Below are 15,523 nucleotides of genomic sequence, written 5' to 3'. Positions count from 1 at the left end.
GCTACGTTTAACTGTACTGCATCGCCGAAAGGCGGACGGCGGCATTTACCGCGCCGTACTGGGCGTAACCGTCGCGCCGTTCGGTCAATTCGAAGAAGAAACGCCCCGCCGCGAATGGACGGGTATAAAGGTGGAGGAATTCGCCGCCGCGGGTATCACGGTCGTAGAGAATTTGCAGGCATCGCAGCGTCTCTACCTGCGACTCTCCACCGAAGCGCGCCAGCAGATCCTCATAGTAATTCGCCGGGATCGGTAGCGCGTTCAGCGCGGCCTGCGGCAGATTTTCGAGCGTTGCGGGTAAATCGCGACAGGCAAAAGCGGCGTGCTGTAGCCCGGCACCCTGATAACAGGCGACCGAACGCGCTATCTGCGTGGCTCGACTTTGCGAAATATTCAGCGCCAGACGGATATCGCCCTGCGGGCTATGAACCGCCAGGCTGCGCACCAGGCCGTATGGGTCGGGCAACGTCTGTTCGTGTTCGAGACTGAAGCCGAAAACCGTACGGAAAAAGATAATCCAGTTGTCGCGGCTATCGGCCTCCATGCCTAACGCCAGATGGTCAATACCGCAGTAGTCGTCGCGCGGCGCGTCTGCCTGCAAATGAAAATCGCGGGCGTAGATGTCGTCACCGGTTTCAACCAGGTAGATCAGGCTGCCATCCGGGGCGCAAACCGCCGGGATCGAACTCTCATTAGGACCGGCATCCCCCTGCCAGGTGGCATAACCGTAGGCGCGGGCGCGCTCCACAACCGGTGCGCTGTGGCTCACCCGCAGCGCCATTGCGCACAACGAGATGCCGTGGCGCTGATGAAAATGGTCGGCCCAGCTGTGCGGCTGCGCGTTAACAATCACCCGCGCCTCGCCATTACGCCAGAGCGCAACCTGCTTGGAACGATGCTTGCCCTGAAGCTTAAAACCCAACTGCGCCAGGCGCTGGCCAAGCGCGACAGACTCCGCCGGACTGGCGGCGAACTCAATAAACTCCAGACCGTCATAGTGCGGTAGCGCAGGTGGCGAAAATAACGCCGCGTCGCTATCCGCAAGCTGCCGACGGGTCTGCTCTTCGAGCCACAGCAATGAACGGTAGCCATCTTTTGCCGTGGCACCCGTGGGTGAGGCGCGAAAGCCGTCATTGAAAATCTCCAGCGACCAGGGTCCGCGATAGCCGCAGCGCGTCAGTTCACAGGCGAAATCCACCAGCGGCAGTTGCCCCTGGCCCGGGAAGCAGCGGAAATGACGGCTCCATTCGAGGACATCCATCTTCATCAACGGCGCGTCGGCCAACTGCAGGAAGGTGATTTTCTCAACCGGCACCTCGGCAAGGCCTTGTAGATCATCACCGAGCGACAGAATATGGAAACTATCAAGAACGATGCCCATCGCCGGGCTGTTAACCCGCAGCACCCGTTCCCATGCCTGACGCCAGCGGTTAACGTGAGTACCCCACGCCAGCGCTTCGTAGCCAATGACAACCCCCTCCTGCTCGGCGAGATCGGCCAGCGCGCGCAGGTCGGCGACCTGCAGTTCGATATCGGCCGAACAGTCCGGCTGGACGTTGCTACAGAGCAGCATGGTGTCGCAACCCAGTTCATGCATCAGGGCGAATTTCCGCTTCGCCCGCTGCAGGTTAGCGGCAAACTGCGCGCGGCTGGCGCCCTCGAAATCGCGAAAGGGTTGAAAAAGGGTGATTTTTAGCCCTAATTCAGCGGCAAGGTTGCGAATATCGCGCGGCGTGCCCGTATAATAGAGCAGATCGTTTTCAAAGATTTCAACGCCCTGATAACCGGCCGCGGCGATAGCGTGCAGCTTTTCGGGTAAAGTTCCGGATATCGAGACGGTAGCGATGGAACGCAACATAAGAGTCCTCGGGTCATCATTCGACATGAGCACTGACTATGTATCATTTGGTTCACAGGCGCCAGATTTGGTTGCTAAATTGTGATCATTATGTGTATTTTTTGTCTCCATAGAAAAAGGAGTCGTTATGTCCCTCGTTGCTCATGATGAAGCACAATCCCTGAAAGAGCGCATCTTTGCCGCCGCCATCACCGTGTTTGCCGAATATGGCCTCCCCGGCGCGCGTATGGAGCAGATAGCCATCGAGGCGCAAACCACCAAGCGCATGGTGGTCTACTACTTCAAGAGCAAAGAGCAGCTGTACCAGGCGGTACTGCAACATGTGTATGCGCGGATCCGTGAAACGGAACAACAGCTGGGGCTGGAGCACCTGCCGCCGGTCGAGGCGCTGGTGCAATTGGTGAAATGGAGCGTGCGCTATCACGCCACTCACGCCGACTACATGCGAGTTATCTGTATGGAAAACATGCAGCGCGGCAAGTGGTTGAAGGGTTCCGGGGAGCTGAAACCGCTGAACCGTACCGCGCTGTCGATTATCGAAGATATTCTGCAACGCGGCCAGCAACAGGGGATTTTCCAGGCCGGTCTGCAGGCGCGCGACGTGCATCGGCTGATCAGTAGTTTTAGCTTCTATCAGGTATCGAATTTTTATACTTTTAGCAGCCTGTATCTCGACGATCCGCTGCCTGAAATCGACGACGAAGCAATGGTTTCACACCACTGCGAGATTGCGGTAAAAGCGGTGATTCGGTTCGTTATCTCTTAAGCATTACTTATGTCGGGGCGCGGGGTTTAGTGCCCCGACAACGCGTGAATCACCCTTTCCATCGCCTCGCGGGTGAGCGCTGAACGTTCAATTTTGCTATTTGCCAGCGCGGTGCGTACGACACCGGCAATAACAATATGTTTCGGCTCCTGACCAAGATCGCGCATTTCCAATACCACCTTACCCACTACGCGGCACATTTCCTGATAGAGTTCGTCGTCTTTCGCTTTATTTCCCATTATTAAGACTCGTAAATTATCATTATCAATCAATTCATTATTGATACGATTTTATAATAAAGCAAACTGCGCTATTTTTTTCCACTCAATGAAGCGTTTTACTGCCTTTAATAGGTTTGTAAATATCATAAAACGCCGTTTAATCTGATCCGCTGCGGCAAAAGTGTGTTGCAGCTTCGCGAGCGAATCGTGTGAATTTTGTTACATTAATCACACTAAAAATGAAACGCCGTTTTTATTTTCCTTTTTCGTTTCGGCAGCGTATAATGCGCCTCGATTCTTTCTTGAATGGTTTCAGCGCATTGGACTGCACAAAAAAACGTACAAAACATTGCCACTTTTCCTGGGCTGAACCGCCAGCACACATTCTTCTGCACGCTCTTTTGTTGTCACCTATCCTTAGAGCGTGGCATTGCAACTTTCGTAACACAGGTTTGACTCCGCGGCAGTGCGCCCCCGGAGCGAGATTTCCATATCCTTCACAACTTAAAGACTAAGACTGTCATGAAAAAGACCAAAATTGTTTGCACCATCGGTCCGAAAACCGAATCCGAAGAGATGTTGACCAAAATGCTGGACGCGGGCATGAACGTCATGCGTCTGAACTTCTCTCACGGCGACTATGCGGAACACGGTCAGCGCATCCAGAACCTGCGCAATGTGATGAACAAAACCGGTAAGAAAGCCGCAATCCTGCTGGACACCAAAGGGCCGGAAATCCGCACCATCAAGCTGGAAGGCGGCAACGACGTCTCCCTGAAAGCGGGCCAGACCTTTACCTTCACCACTGATAAATCCGTAATCGGCAACAATGAAATCGTTGCGGTGACCTACGAAGGCTTCACCACCGACCTGAGCGTCGGCAACACCGTACTGGTCGACGATGGTCTGATCGGTATGGAAGTGACCGCAATCGAAGGTAACAAAGTTATCTGTAAAGTGCTGAACAACGGCGACCTCGGCGAGAACAAAGGCGTTAACCTGCCGGGCGTTTCTATCGCTCTGCCGGCGCTGGCTGAAAAAGACAAGCAGGACCTGATCTTCGGTTGTGAGCAAGGCGTTGATTTCGTAGCCGCTTCCTTTATCCGTAAGCGTTCTGACGTGGTTGAAATCCGCGAGCACCTGAAGGCGCACGGCGGCGAAAACATCCAGATCATCTCCAAAATCGAAAACCAGGAAGGCCTGAACAACTTCGACGAAATCCTCGAAGCGTCTGACGGCATCATGGTTGCTCGTGGTGATATGGGCGTTGAAATCCCGGTAGAAGAAGTTATCTTCGCGCAGAAGATGATCATCGAAAAATGTATCCGCGCGCGCAAAGTCGTTATCACCGCGACCCAGATGCTGGATTCCATGATCAAAAACCCACGTCCGACCCGCGCTGAAGCAGGCGACGTCGCTAACGCCATCCTCGACGGCACCGATGCCGTTATGCTGTCCGGCGAATCCGCGAAAGGTAAATACCCGCTGGAAGCCGTTACCATTATGGCGACCATCTGCGAGCGTACCGACCGCGTGATGACCAGCCGTCTGGATTACAACAACGACAACCGTAAACTGCGCATCACCGAAGCGGTTTGCCGCGGCGCAGTTGAAACCGCTGAGAAACTGGAAGCGCCGCTGATTGTCGTCGCCACCCAGGGCGGTAAATCCGCACGCGCCGTGCGTAAATACTTCCCGGACGCCACTATCCTTGCGTTGACCACCAACGAAACCACCGCCCGTCAGTTAGTCCTGAGCAAAGGTGTAGTACCGCAGCTGGTGAAAGAGATCGCCTCTACTGATGATTTCTACCACCTGGGTAAAGAGCTGGCGCTGCAGAGCGGCCTGGCGCGTAAAGGCGACGTGGTTGTGATGGTTTCCGGCGCGCTGGTTCCAAGCGGCACCACTAACACAGCCTCCGTGCACGTGCTGTAATAATTTACAGGTTATTTTATCTTTTTTTAAAGCGCTCCAGTCGGGGCGCTTTTTTTTATTCATTCACTAGCTGTTCTTAATAAAAATGCAAATCGGATTTTACTATTTAATAAGAGATTATCTAAGATGAATCCGATGGAAGCCTTCTGTTTTCACAGCGCTTTTTAAACTAGATCTACGAATTCGATGCTTCTTTGAGCGAACGATCAAAAATAAGTGCATTCGGGTAAAAAAAATATTCTCATCCCAAAAAAGTTTGTGTAATACTTGTAACGCTACATGGAGATTAACTCAATCTAGAGGGTATTAATAATGAATCGTACTAAACTGGTACTGGGCGCGGTAATCCTGGGTTCTACTCTGCTGGCTGGTTGCTCCAGCAATGCTAAAATCGATCAGCTGTCTTCTGACGTTCAGACTCTGAACGCTAAAGTTGACCAGCTGAGCAACGACGTGAACGCAATGCGTTCTGACGTTCAGGCTGCTAAAGACGACGCAGCTCGCGCTAACCAGCGTCTGGACAACCAGGCTCACTCTTACCGTAAGTAAGAGTTCTGGTAATAAAAATGGCGCACATTGTGCGCCATTTTTTTTGCCTGTTGTTTTACCCTACTGCGTCAGTTTAGTGTCATTCTGCTGGCTGTTCTGTGCCGACAGCTCGGTCGTCGCGCTGCCCGCCCCTTCAGAAACCACCACCGGATAGCCCGCTCTTCGCGACAGCGCTTTTTTCAGCTGCAGGTCATCCACCGCTTTATCGTCAGAAAAGGCGTGAAACGCGGCAGGAAGCGTGTAAGAGATTGTCCGGGTATTTTCCCCTTCAGTTTGCGAAAGCGGCCTGTGGACCTCTACATAGCGTTTACCATCGGGTTCTACCGCGAACTTCACCGGCTGATTGATAATCCGTACCGGCGTGCCGGTGCGCACCTGGCTGAACAGCGCCTTGATGTCGTCAGCGTTCATTCGCATACAGCCGGAACTCACCCGTAGCCCGACGCTATCAGGCGCATTAGTGCCGTGGATCAGATACTCGCCGTTACCGTAGGCCAGTCGCAGCGCGTAGCGGCCTAATGGGTTATTGGGCCCGGCGGGGATCACTGGCGGCAGCTTAATGCCCTTCTCCAGCGAGCGCGCGCGAATACCGGCAGTCGGCGTCCAGGTCGGGTTAGGGATTTTCTGCCCGACGCGGGTGGTCATCTCCGGCGTTTCCAGCCCCAACTGGCCAATGCCGAGCGGATAAACCTGCACCTGATTTTGCCCCGGCGGGAAATAGTACAGCCGCAGCTCGGCCAGGTTGACGACAATGCCTTCACGCGGGACATCCGGCAGCAGCATCTGCGATGGGATTAAGACCCGTGTGCCCGGCTTCGGCTGCACCGGCGCAATCGTATCGTTGGCTTCAAGAATCAGCATCGCCGCCGTGTCGAAATGGCGGGCGATAGCCTGCAGGTTGCGATCCCCTTCCTGTACCGTCCAGTATTGGTTTTGGCCAATCAAACGGCTGTTGGCTGGGGGAAGCGGATAATCGACAGCCCAGGCGCCGTGCTGCGCGCTCAGAGCTGCGAGAAGGGTCATTGCGATGAGAGACGCGCGTTTCATACTGAGATTCCTTCTTTCGCTGATAAAACGCCAGGATCTGCGCGGCGACGAAAGCGTTCGCCTTCGTCGCACGTAACAGAATGAAATCTACCTGTTTATTCTAGCTAAGATTTGTGGCTTTCGCGCGAATTGCGCGGATCATCGCTTCAAGGCCCTGCGAGCGGGAGGGGGTAAGATGTTGGGTCAACGCCATTTTTTCAAACCACGGGCGTACATCGAATTCGCTAATATCCTGCGCGGTCATGCGGTCATAAAGGATGAATACTACCGCAATCAGCCCTTTGACGATGGCCGCATCGCTATCGCCGCGTAGGGTAATCACGCCGGATGACTCCTGCTCCATCACGATCCACACCTGGCTTTGGCAGCCCTGAATAATATTCTGCGCGATGTGTTCTTCCGCGCTGAGCGGCGCCAGGCGTTGGCCGAGTTCAATGATGTAGAGATACTTCTCTTCCCAGTTAGCGCAGCGAGAAAAGTTGCGCAGCAATTTGTCTTTGTCTGGTAATGCCGCCATAGTCGCGTCCTTTAACCCAGTAATTTGTGGATCCGCTGCAGCCCGGCCACCAGCCGATCCACCTCTTCCATCGTATTGTACATCGCCAGCGATGCCCGGCACATCGCCGGAACCTGATAGAACGCCATCAGCGGCATCGCGCAATGGTGTCCGGTACGCACCGCGATACCGTAGTTATCGAGAAAACTGCCGACATCGTAGGCATGATGTTTCCCGAGGTTAAAAGCGATGACGCCCAAACGATGTTGCGGGCCGTAAAGCGTCAAATCCGGCACCTTTTTCAGCTCCTGCAAGGCATAGCGCATCAGCGTCTGCTCATATTCGCCGATCTGCTCAAGCCCAATCTCGCTGACGTAGTCCAACGCGGCGCCGAGGCCAATAATTCCACCGGTATTCGGCGTGCCGGCTTCAAAGCGCCACGGCGCTTTCGCCCAGGTGGTGCCCTCCCTCAGGCTGACGGTGGCAATCATCGACCCACCGCCTTCCCACGGCGGCATCTCCTGTAGCAACGATTCTTTGGCGTACAGCACGCCGATACCGGTCGGCCCGTACAGCTTATGCGCCGAGAAGACGTAAAAATCGCAATCCAGCGCCTGCACATCCACTGGGTGATGCATCACCGCCTGCGCGCCATCCACCAGCACCTTCGCGCCATGCTGATGCGCCAACGGGATCAGCGCCGATAGCGGGTTTTCTGTCCCCAGTACGTTCGACACCTGGGTTATCGCCAGCAGCCGGGTGCGGTCGTCAAATAGACCGGGAATAACATCGAGTTGTAAAGTACCGTCCTGGTTGAGCGGGATCACTCTTAGCTCGGCGCCGACGCGGGCGCAGAGCATCTGCCACGGCACGATATTGGCGTGGTGTTCCATTTCGCTGACGATAATATTATCGCCGGCCCCGACGTTAGCCCCGCCCCAGCTATTGGCTACCAGATTGATGCCTTCGGTGGTACCCCGTACGAACACCAGCTCTTCCGGCGAACGGGCATTAAGGAAAACTGCCGCCTGCTGGCGTACCTGCTCCATCCGCGACGTCGCTTCGGCGCTCAGGGTATGGATACCACGATGGACGGCAGCGTAACCATGGCGATAAAACTCGGCTTCGGCGTTAATCACCGCTTCCGGTTTCTGCGCGCTGGCGGCGCTATCGAGATAAACCAATGGTTGGCCGTTAACCTCGCGGCTCAACACCGGGAAATCGGCGCGCAGGCGTTCTACTGAAAATGTCATGCATCCCCTCCCGGCAGGCGCTTGCCAATGCGCGCCAACACCTGTTGTTTCAGCGCGTCATCGCTAATGGCTTCAGTAAGTTCGGCGGCGAAGGCGTAAAGGATCATCTGCTGCGCCGCCTGTTGTTCGATGCCGCGCGAGCGCAGATAGAACAGCTGTTCGTCATCAATACGACCGACGGTGGCGCCGTGGCTGCATTTGACGTCGTCAGCGTAAATTTCCAGCTGCGGTTTGGTATCGACTTCCGCCAGCCTTCCCAACAACAGATTGTTATTGGTCATCTGACCATCGGTTTTCAGCGCGTGTTTCGCGACGTTAATCAGGCCATTAAATACCGCCCGCCCCTTATCGCTGACGATGGTTTTGTGTAGTTGACGGCTGTTGCAGTAGCCAACGCGGTGATCGAGCCAGGTACGGCTGTCGCAGACCTCGTTTTTCACCGGCATCGCCAGCGAGTTAATGCGCAGATTGCTGTTTTCACCGGCCAGACGGGTGCTGGTATGGTGTCGTAACACCGCGCCGCCCAGCAGGAAGCTGCTGCTGAATGCCGAAGCATCGCGGCCAAGCAGCAGATCGTTATGGGCGAAGTGGTAGCTTTGCCCATTTTCAAACGCCAGCTTGATATGCTGCAGATGGGCGTTATCCGCCACTGCCATGGTCAGGCGTCCGCCGGTGAAATGCCGCTGCTCATCAAGGCTAATATAGTGTTCGATGATGGTCGCCTGCGCCCCGCTCTCCAGCGCCAGATGATGGCGATAGTGAGCGGTATTAAGCTCGTCGCCGGCGAGTCCGCTGGTAATATGCATCAGCAGCAGCGGTTTCTCCGGGCGCTGATTGCGCTTCACGTCGATGCGGGTTACCGTCTGCGCCAGACTTTCGGTGAGATGAAGAAACACTTCCGGCTGTACCGCATCCGGCAGATGCTGGCGCTGGTTATCAACGCTAACGTCAAAACCGCTAGCGGTGAGATCGTCGCTGAGCGCCGGGCTGAAGCGGCCATCAATAAACACCATCCGCCAGGCGTCGAGGTTGAGCGCCAGCGCGTCGCGCTGCGCCACGCTGAGTGTAGCCGGAGTCGCAACAAACGTGCCGCTAAGCAGCGCGTCCAGCGGTGTGTATTTCCAGTTTTCATGTTTGCGCGTCGGCAACCCCAGGCGCAACAGCTGTTGCAAATGCTGATTGGCCTGCGGCGTGCGTTCTTCGCCCTGTGCTTCAAACAGATGATGCCACTGCTGCAGCGCGTTACTGCTGTTCGGTAAGCCAGCCATAGCCCTGCTCCTCCAGTTGTTTAACCAGAGTGAAATCGCCCGACTTGACGATTCGCCCCTGATACAGCACGTGGACATAATCCGGTTTGATGTAATCAAGGATACGCTGATAGTGGGTGACGATAATAAAGGCGCGTTTGCCGTCACGCAGTGAGTTAACCCCCTCCGAGACAATCTTCAGGGCATCAATATCCAGCCCGGAATCCGATTCATCGAGGATACACAGCTCGGGCTCAAGCACCGCCATTTGCAGAATATCGTTGCGTTTTTTCTCGCCGCCGGAGAAACCGACGTTCACCGAACGAGTTAGCAGATCTTCCGGCATCTTCAGCAGTTTGATCTTCTCTTCCATTAAATCCTGGAAATCGAAACGATCCAGCGCCTCCAGGCCGCGATAGGCGCGTACGGCGTTGAGCGCGGTTTGCAGGAAAAACTGATTACTGACGCCTGGGATTTCCACCGGATACTGAAAAGCCATAAAAATGCCCTCCCCGGCGCGATCCTCCGGGGCGAGTTCGAGCAGGTCTTTGCCCTTAAACTCGACGCTGCCGCCGGTGACTTCGTAATCCTCCCGTCCGGCGAGGGTAGCCGAGAGCGTACTTTTCCCTGAGCCGTTAGGGCCCATGATCGCGTGGACTTCGCCGGGGCGCACCTCAAGGTTCAGCCCGCGCAGGATCTCTTTGTCTTCTACGGCGACTTGCAAATCTTTAATACTTAACATCTTTTTTCCTTAATTATCAGCCGACGCTATGTTCAAGGCTAATAGCCAGCAATTTTTGCGCTTCGACGGCGAACTCCAGCGGCAATTCTGAGAACACGTCTTTACAGAATCCATTGACGATCATTGAGATCGCATCATCTTCGCTAATACCCCGCTGCAGGCAGTAAAACAGCTGGTCTTCACCAATCCGCGAGGTGGTGGCTTCGTGTTCCAGCTGGGCGCTGTTATTGCGGCATTCGACATACGGGAAGGTATGCGCCCCGCAGTCCGGGCCGATCAGCATCGAATCGCACTGGGTGAAGTTCCGGGCGTTCGTCGCGGTCGGCATAATTTTGACCAGTCCGCGATAGCTATTCTGGCTGTGTCCGGCGGAGATCCCTTTCGAGATGATGGTCGAACGGGTGTTCTTGCCGATATGGATCATTTTGGTCCCGGTATCCGCCTGCTGATGGCCGCTGGTCAGCGCCACCGAGAAGAATTCGCCGATCGAGTTATCGCCGCGCAGAATACAGCTCGGGTATTTCCAGGTAATGGCCGAGCCGGTTTCCGATTGGGTCCACGACATCTTGCTGTTTTCGCCTTCGCACAGCGCGCGCTTGGTGACGAAATTAAGGATGCCGCCGGTATTGTTGTCGCCGGGGAACCAGTTCTGCACGGTGGAGTACTTCACTTCCGCATCTTTATGAATGATGACTTCAACCACCGCCGCATGCAGCTGATAGCTGTCGCGTACCGGCGCCGAGCAGCCTTCGATATAGCTCACGTAGCTACCCTCGTCGGCGACCAGAATCGTACGTTCAAACTGACCGGTTTTCTCGGCGTTGATGCGGAAATAGGTCGACAGCTCCATCGGACAGCGCACACCTTTCGGCACGTAGATAAAGGTGCCATCGGAAGCGACCGCGGCGTTCAGCGCAGCGAAGAAGTTGTCGTTGCCCGGCACTACGGTACCGAGATACTTTTTCACCAGTTCCGGATGATCGTGAATCGCTTCGCCAAAGGAGCAGAAGATGATCCCCTGCTCCGCCAGCTTCTCGCGATAGGTGGTTGCCACCGATACCGAGTCGAAAATGGCGTCCACCGCGACTTCTTTGCCTTCGCGTACCGGTACCCCGAGCAGGTTAAAGGCTTCCTCGACTTCATTTGTCAGGAAGGTGTTTGCCCCGGTCTGTTGCACCGCGCCGGGCTCCGAGGCGCAGGTCTCGTCGCAGTTGCCGCAGGATGGCGCCGAGTAGTAGCTGTAATCCTGATAATTAAGCTTATCGTAATGCGCTTTCAGCCAGTGCGGCTCCTCCATCTCCTGCCAGGCCTTAAAGGCGTTGAGACGAAATTCGAGCATCCACTCCGGTTCATTACGACGAGCGGAAATCGCGCGTACCACCTCTTCATTAATGCCTTTGGCCAGCTCATCGGTTTGTAGCTGGGTAAAAAAGCCTTCTTTATAGTTGAGCGGGCCGCCGGTCCAGCTTTTGACATCGTCAGTTGCTTCAGTATTTCGAGACATAGTTACTCCGCCTGAACCCCGAAGCTTTCGCCGCAGCCGCATTCGTGCTGCGCTTTCGGGTTATGAAACTTGAATATTTCATTTAAGCCTTCGCGAACATAATCCAGTTCAGTACCGTCAATGAACGGCATCGCCTGCAGCGGCGCAAACAGCTTGGCACCGTCGCGTTCAAACAGCAGATCGTCGTCCGCCGGCTCGGCAATCATTTCAAGCACGTAGCCAAAACCGGCGCAGCCGCTGGTTTTAATCCCCAGGCGCAGTCCCTGTTTGTCCGGCTGTTTGTGCATCAGATCGCGAATATGGGCCGCCGCAGCGGGGGTCATCGTTAGCCCCTGCCAGTTGAAATCGTCAGGATTAAAGGTGTTTGTTTGTAGTTCCATCGCTCTACCTCATCGAGTGCCGCCATCGGGCCATACCCTCATGTTAGTGATAATGATTATCACTTCAACCCTGCCGGAGCAGGGGTATTCGGCCATTTCGCCCGTTTCTGCGCTTTTCTATAAGCATAGACCCTGGTGAAGGGGTTATCAGGAAGCAATTCTTATATTTAATAGATTGATAAATAATAAGTTATTGAGAATAAGAGCACAGGCGAAGCGGCAATGGAAAAGATGTATCGAAAATACCGATTTATGCGATAGAGACCGGAAATGGCACTTTTCGTCAGTGTTGGGGATATGAAGGGGGTTAATCTACCGCAGAAAATCACAGGATAAGCAGGTCGTTCATAAAGGAACTCTAATGACGAAGGTCACCAAATTTAGTTCGCTCGCGGTTTTGGCTGTCGTGTTGTGCGGGATATATAAAACCGCGTCGATTGCCATGGCGGCTAGCGCCGATTACTCGCGCGCGGACTGGCTCACCTTCTATCTGATTGCACCGAGCGAAGTTAAACATGCCCCCCTCATCAATGACAGCACGCCGATTCACTTCAGGGCTGCTGATGGCGCCTCCCCCCAGATAGACGAGATTGAATACGCCAGGGATACGGACGAAAACATCTTGTCTGAATACCTACGCGCTTTAGGTTATCGCCAGGAAAAAGATCCGGTATTCGGCACCCGCTGGTCTTTGCAAGGCACCGATAAAAGCGCCTATATTGCTGCGACTGAAAATTCAATCAGGCTGACGTTTACGGATTGAAATACCTGAGACAACGGATAGCAGCTGGCGTTGTCGAACTCCCATCTTACTTTCGCAAACAAGCAACATACTTTTCCCCGCTGCGACAGACGATCTCCCCGGCGTTATTCAGAATCTCCCGCCCCTCGAACGCGCCGTAGATTTGGCTGAATTTCACGCCAGCAAGGCGATGAATGATATCCGTAACCGTTGATGACGGCAGCGGTAGCATATTGGGATAGCTCCACATGAAAGAAACGGCGTTTGCTCCGGGCGCCACCTGGACAATATCGCCGGATAATAGCAGGCCGTCGCCCTGCGCCCAGTGCAGGACGCAGCCACCAGCAAAATGCCCCCCCAGGCGAATCAGACTGGCATCGGCCGTCAGTTGCAGGCTATCGCCCTCCCAAAAGGTAATCCACGGGCTGTCGCGCATGACCCACTGGCGGTCATCCCCGTGCAGATAGATTGGCGCCTTGAACTCCGCCGCCCAATCCTGCATACAACTGTAGTAATGCGGATGCGAGATAGCGATGGCTTTCAGCCCACCCAGCGCGGAAACCAGCGTTTTTGTCGCCTCATCGAGGTTGGCGATGCAGTCCCATAGAATATTGCCCTGCGGCGTACGCAGCAGAAATGCCCGCTGATTAATGGCAAAGCCAGGAATAGTGCGTATGCTAAAAAGCGCGCTGTTATGCTGTTGCCACTTATTGCTGTGCGATGCGGTGAGCTTATTTAATGCAATCCACTGCTGGCCGCCCACCGGAACAAATTGCCGCTCGTCTTCGCATATCGGGCAATGTTGCGGAGGGTTTTCGCTAAATTCATATGAGGTACCACAAGCTTTGCATAGCGTAATCGTCATCTCTTCCTCTCTATTCCAGCATCCGATAACAAGCATGGCACAGCTTATTTTAGCGGTGTGGCAGATTGTGCAGAGCGCAAAAACCTACCTGCTTTGGTAGCGTTCTGTATTTTTTATCGTTTGTCATAACGGGCATAATCGACCGTCAGCAGTATATGAATGATGGACGGGAAAAGAATGCGCAAATTTTCAGCATTACTATTAATGGGGTTATTTACCGGCTGCTCGGTTAACGCGCCGCAAAGCGCGCAATACAATGCCGAATACTCCCAGCGCCAGGATATACGCAAGCGGAACGTATACCGATTTAAGATAAAACCGCTGCAATCCAGCGGCGGAAAATATTGGGGGGCGGATAATTTAACGCAGGTTTTTTACGTCAGTGACAAAAATGCCGCAAGCATTGAATTACGCTTCAATTACCCCACCGCAACGCTACAAGCCTCATCGCTAGACGGGCAAGGGAAAGTAGTAAGCACTCAAACGTTCATCTTGTTAGCCGAATCCGCGACGCCGCCATCGGGTTCGGACACGAAGTACTTATACCTGACGAAAAGTGGCGAGTTACTGAGTAAATGGAAAAACTGTACGCCGGATATGAGCGTAGGCTGTAGCTGGGGTGGACATCAAATATTTATCACCCACAGCGCCGACCTGGCAGTGCAGTATGCAACCGGTGGCGCAGGTTTAGCTTTTCTGCTGATTCCATTTTACAATTCCGAAGCCCGGTTGCAGATTTTCGCCAAAGTGCCAATCGGTGCTGCTGACGAGTAATAGAACGTTCACGTTTTGTGATGTGATCGGTTAATTCTTAAAAGCAGGGTTGGTTTAGGCAGCGTTTACTCATGTACAATTCGCGTCGTTTGTAAATGTTTACCGATGCAAAGTCGGATTATGGTTTACGGGAGCGAGTGTCGTACAGGATGATTGATATCAGTATTATGTCGATGTGCATGGTAGTGCTGCTGGTGATGAGCGTGTTGCTGGAGTAACCCTCCCCCTACTGTTTTTGTCAGCTTATGTTACCCCGGAATTAAACATAAAATTACCTCGCTGCTTCTCCAGCCGGGAAGCAGTCAGGCTGCGCCTTACCATCCTGCAAAACGGAGTTTACGCCCTTTGTCAGGAGGCAGCCGAAAAAATTTGCCAAAATGGGTTCGCCCGCGGGTATCCAGCGGGCTTTTTTTTGTTTACGAGCGTCTGTCGCGGGAATAAAAAAACCGCCGTGGTGAACGGCGGTTTACTGTCTCAGAGTGAATATGCGCTCGGCGTATTAACTCTTCACTTTACGGTAGATAAACAGCACAACGATTGCGCCAATCACCGCCACAACAAAGCTGCCGAAGTTAAAACCGTCAACCTTGCCAAAGCCGAATAACGTACTGATCCAGCCACCGACTACCGCACCGATAATACCGAGGATCACGGTGACAATAAATCCACCGCCGTCTTTGCCCGGCATAATCCACTTAGCCAAAATACCAGCGATCAGACCAAAAATGATCCAGGAAATGATACCCATGGTTAACTCCGTCCTCTTTGTTACCGTGAAAGTATTTCGTAATTAAAATAGTAGCATAATTATAACGAATGATTTAACAAATATATATTTATTAGATGATTGCTTGCCGTTTCGCTAGCCCTGGTCTACAGATTATTCAGTGCTCGTTAATAACGAAAGGGGTGAAGAATGGGGTATTATGTACTGAAAAAGTCTGATAAGAGCGTCCCACAGCCATGGTATTTTCTGCTGAAGGCTGACAACCATGAGACCATCGCCACCAGTGAGATGTATTCATCGAAAGATGCGGCCAAAAAGGGCATCGCCTCGGTGCAGAGAAACGGTGCCAGCGAGGTCATTAAGGACGAAACGCAATAAACAAGAAGGGGATGCAAGTGCATCCCCTTAAATATTCTG

The 15,523-nt window shown here is 53.8% G+C and carries 18 protein-coding genes; 6 read left to right on the top strand and 12 right to left on the bottom strand.

Annotation, left to right across the window (positions count from 1 at the left end; genetic code table 11):
• Positions 1 to 7: 7 nt before the first annotated feature.
• Positions 8 to 1,858 carry a sugar phosphate isomerase/epimerase and 4-hydroxyphenylpyruvate domain-containing protein gene (locus tag ABLU86_RS22875; protein ID WP_226420166.1) on the bottom strand — a complete coding sequence of 617 codons (1,851 nt, stop codon included), beginning with the start codon at positions 1,856 to 1,858 and terminating at the stop codon, positions 8 to 10.
• Between the two features lie 127 nt (positions 1,859 to 1,985).
• Between ABLU86_RS22875 and ABLU86_RS22870 the strand changes: the two genes are divergently transcribed.
• Positions 1,986 to 2,624, top strand: a complete 639-nt coding sequence (locus tag ABLU86_RS22870; RefSeq protein WP_015367005.1) for a TetR family transcriptional regulator — start codon at positions 1,986 to 1,988, stop codon at positions 2,622 to 2,624.
• Positions 2,625 to 2,650: 26 nt separating this feature from the next.
• Here the strand turns inward: ABLU86_RS22870 and fumD are convergent, their stop codons facing one another.
• Positions 2,651 to 2,863, bottom strand: a complete 213-nt coding sequence (gene fumD / locus ABLU86_RS22865) for a fumarate hydratase FumD (RefSeq protein ID WP_015367006.1) — start codon at positions 2,861 to 2,863, stop codon at positions 2,651 to 2,653.
• A 235-nt stretch (positions 2,864 to 3,098) separates the two neighbouring features.
• Entirely contained in the window at positions 3,099 to 3,230 is a 132-nt protein-coding gene (locus ABLU86_RS22860; RefSeq protein ID WP_162184302.1) for a hypothetical protein, read from the bottom strand.
• 137 nt (positions 3,231 to 3,367) lie between these two features.
• Here ABLU86_RS22860 and pykF point away from each other — a divergent pair, with 137 nt between their 5' ends.
• Complete coding sequence (gene pykF, locus ABLU86_RS22855; protein ID WP_047056319.1) at positions 3,368 to 4,780, top strand: pyruvate kinase PykF; 1,413 nt, start codon at positions 3,368 to 3,370, stop codon at positions 4,778 to 4,780.
• Positions 4,781 to 5,092: 312 nt separating this feature from the next.
• Positions 5,093 to 5,329: a major outer membrane lipoprotein gene (locus tag ABLU86_RS22850; RefSeq protein ID WP_002908860.1), complete on the top strand. Its 237-nt coding sequence runs from the start codon at positions 5,093 to 5,095 to the stop codon at positions 5,327 to 5,329.
• A 60-nt stretch (positions 5,330 to 5,389) separates the two neighbouring features.
• Here the strand turns inward: ABLU86_RS22850 and ABLU86_RS22845 are convergent, their stop codons facing one another.
• From ABLU86_RS22845 to sufA, 7 genes are all read right to left on the bottom strand, one after another.
• The gene (locus ABLU86_RS22845) at positions 5,390 to 6,376 is read right to left on the bottom strand and encodes a L,D-transpeptidase family protein (protein ID WP_063443662.1); all 987 of its coding nucleotides are present in this window, start codon (positions 6,374 to 6,376) and stop codon (positions 5,390 to 5,392) included.
• Between the two features lie 100 nt (positions 6,377 to 6,476).
• A complete protein-coding gene (gene sufE / locus ABLU86_RS22840; protein WP_348796401.1) occupies positions 6,477 to 6,893 on the bottom strand; it encodes a cysteine desulfuration protein SufE in 417 nt (138 codons plus the stop codon).
• Between the two features lie 11 nt (positions 6,894 to 6,904).
• Positions 6,905 to 8,125, bottom strand: coding sequence for a cysteine desulfurase SufS (gene sufS, locus ABLU86_RS22835; protein WP_047058160.1), 1,221 nt, complete (start codon positions 8,123 to 8,125; stop codon positions 6,905 to 6,907).
• Entirely contained in the window at positions 8,122 to 9,393 is a 1,272-nt protein-coding gene (sufD, locus tag ABLU86_RS22830) for a Fe-S cluster assembly protein SufD (RefSeq protein ID WP_032707814.1), read from the bottom strand. Before sufD ends, sufS begins: the two co-directional genes overlap by 4 nt.
• Entirely contained in the window at positions 9,368 to 10,114 is a 747-nt protein-coding gene (sufC, locus tag ABLU86_RS22825) for a Fe-S cluster assembly ATPase SufC (RefSeq protein WP_015367012.1), read from the bottom strand. Before sufC ends, sufD begins: the two co-directional genes overlap by 26 nt.
• A 16-nt stretch (positions 10,115 to 10,130) precedes the next feature.
• On the bottom strand, positions 10,131 to 11,618 hold the full coding sequence (gene sufB / locus ABLU86_RS22820) for a Fe-S cluster assembly protein SufB (protein WP_015705129.1): 1,488 nt from the start codon (positions 11,616 to 11,618) through the stop codon (positions 10,131 to 10,133).
• Between the two features lie 2 nt (positions 11,619 to 11,620).
• The gene (sufA, locus tag ABLU86_RS22815) at positions 11,621 to 11,998 is read right to left on the bottom strand and encodes a Fe-S cluster assembly scaffold SufA (RefSeq protein WP_015367014.1); all 378 of its coding nucleotides are present in this window, start codon (positions 11,996 to 11,998) and stop codon (positions 11,621 to 11,623) included.
• Between the two features lie 361 nt (positions 11,999 to 12,359).
• On the opposite strand from sufA, the gene ABLU86_RS22810 reads away from it, so the two are divergent.
• Complete coding sequence (locus ABLU86_RS22810) at positions 12,360 to 12,761, top strand: hypothetical protein (protein WP_032707813.1); 402 nt, start codon at positions 12,360 to 12,362, stop codon at positions 12,759 to 12,761.
• Between the two features lie 46 nt (positions 12,762 to 12,807).
• Here ABLU86_RS22810 and ABLU86_RS22805 read toward each other — a convergent pair whose 3' ends face one another.
• Positions 12,808 to 13,605, bottom strand: a complete 798-nt coding sequence (locus ABLU86_RS22805) for an MBL fold metallo-hydrolase (RefSeq protein WP_157194916.1) — start codon at positions 13,603 to 13,605, stop codon at positions 12,808 to 12,810.
• Positions 13,606 to 13,764: 159 nt separating this feature from the next.
• On the opposite strand from ABLU86_RS22805, the gene ABLU86_RS22800 reads away from it, so the two are divergent.
• Complete coding sequence (locus tag ABLU86_RS22800) at positions 13,765 to 14,379, top strand: hypothetical protein (RefSeq protein ID WP_227866244.1); 615 nt, start codon at positions 13,765 to 13,767, stop codon at positions 14,377 to 14,379.
• Positions 14,380 to 14,878: 499 nt separating this feature from the next.
• Here the strand turns inward: ABLU86_RS22800 and ABLU86_RS22795 are convergent, their stop codons facing one another.
• On the bottom strand, positions 14,879 to 15,127 hold the full coding sequence (locus ABLU86_RS22795; protein WP_015367020.1) for a GlsB/YeaQ/YmgE family stress response membrane protein: 249 nt from the start codon (positions 15,125 to 15,127) through the stop codon (positions 14,879 to 14,881).
• A 168-nt stretch (positions 15,128 to 15,295) separates the two neighbouring features.
• Between ABLU86_RS22795 and ABLU86_RS22790 the strand changes: the two genes are divergently transcribed.
• Positions 15,296 to 15,484: a YegP family protein gene (locus ABLU86_RS22790; RefSeq protein ID WP_015367021.1), complete on the top strand. Its 189-nt coding sequence runs from the start codon at positions 15,296 to 15,298 to the stop codon at positions 15,482 to 15,484.
• The last annotated feature ends 39 nt before the right edge of the window (positions 15,485 to 15,523 follow it).

The sequence above is a fragment of the Klebsiella sp. JN_Kp121 genome (genome assembly GCF_040062145.1).
GTDB lineage: Bacteria > Pseudomonadota > Gammaproteobacteria > Enterobacterales > Enterobacteriaceae > Klebsiella > Klebsiella aerogenes.
Note: the sequence above shows the minus strand (reverse complement) of the source record. Positions and strands in the feature narration are given on the sequence as shown.

Coding starts and splice junctions, on each gene's coding strand:
- fumD (WP_015367006.1), bottom strand. CDS start 2,863: ATGGGAAATAAAGCGAAAGACGACGAACTCTATCAGGAAATGTGCCGC.
- pykF (WP_047056319.1), top strand. CDS start 3,368: ATGAAAAAGACCAAAATTGTTTGCACCATCGGTCCGAAAACCGAATCC.
- sufA (WP_015367014.1), bottom strand. CDS start 11,998: ATGGAACTACAAACAAACACCTTTAATCCTGACGATTTCAACTGGCAG.
- ABLU86_RS22875 (WP_226420166.1), bottom strand. CDS start 1,858: ATGTTGCGTTCCATCGCTACCGTCTCGATATCCGGAACTTTACCCGAA.
- ABLU86_RS22795 (WP_015367020.1), bottom strand. CDS start 15,127: ATGGGTATCATTTCCTGGATCATTTTTGGTCTGATCGCTGGTATTTTG.
- ABLU86_RS22810 (WP_032707813.1), top strand. CDS start 12,360: ATGACGAAGGTCACCAAATTTAGTTCGCTCGCGGTTTTGGCTGTCGTG.
- sufS (WP_047058160.1), bottom strand. CDS start 8,125: ATGACATTTTCAGTAGAACGCCTGCGCGCCGATTTCCCGGTGTTGAGC.
- ABLU86_RS22870 (WP_015367005.1), top strand. CDS start 1,986: ATGTCCCTCGTTGCTCATGATGAAGCACAATCCCTGAAAGAGCGCATC.
- sufC (WP_015367012.1), bottom strand. CDS start 10,114: ATGTTAAGTATTAAAGATTTGCAAGTCGCCGTAGAAGACAAAGAGATC.
- ABLU86_RS22800 (WP_227866244.1), top strand. CDS start 13,765: ATGATGGACGGGAAAAGAATGCGCAAATTTTCAGCATTACTATTAATG.
- ABLU86_RS22860 (WP_162184302.1), bottom strand. CDS start 3,230: ATGTGTGCTGGCGGTTCAGCCCAGGAAAAGTGGCAATGTTTTGTACGT.
- ABLU86_RS22790 (WP_015367021.1), top strand. CDS start 15,296: ATGGGGTATTATGTACTGAAAAAGTCTGATAAGAGCGTCCCACAGCCA.
- ABLU86_RS22805 (WP_157194916.1), bottom strand. CDS start 13,605: ATGACGATTACGCTATGCAAAGCTTGTGGTACCTCATATGAATTTAGC.
- sufB (WP_015705129.1), bottom strand. CDS start 11,618: ATGTCTCGAAATACTGAAGCAACTGACGATGTCAAAAGCTGGACCGGC.
- sufD (WP_032707814.1), bottom strand. CDS start 9,393: ATGGCTGGCTTACCGAACAGCAGTAACGCGCTGCAGCAGTGGCATCAT.
- ABLU86_RS22845 (WP_063443662.1), bottom strand. CDS start 6,376: ATGAAACGCGCGTCTCTCATCGCAATGACCCTTCTCGCAGCTCTGAGC.
- sufE (WP_348796401.1), bottom strand. CDS start 6,893: ATGGCGGCATTACCAGACAAAGACAAATTGCTGCGCAACTTTTCTCGC.
- ABLU86_RS22850 (WP_002908860.1), top strand. CDS start 5,093: ATGAATCGTACTAAACTGGTACTGGGCGCGGTAATCCTGGGTTCTACT.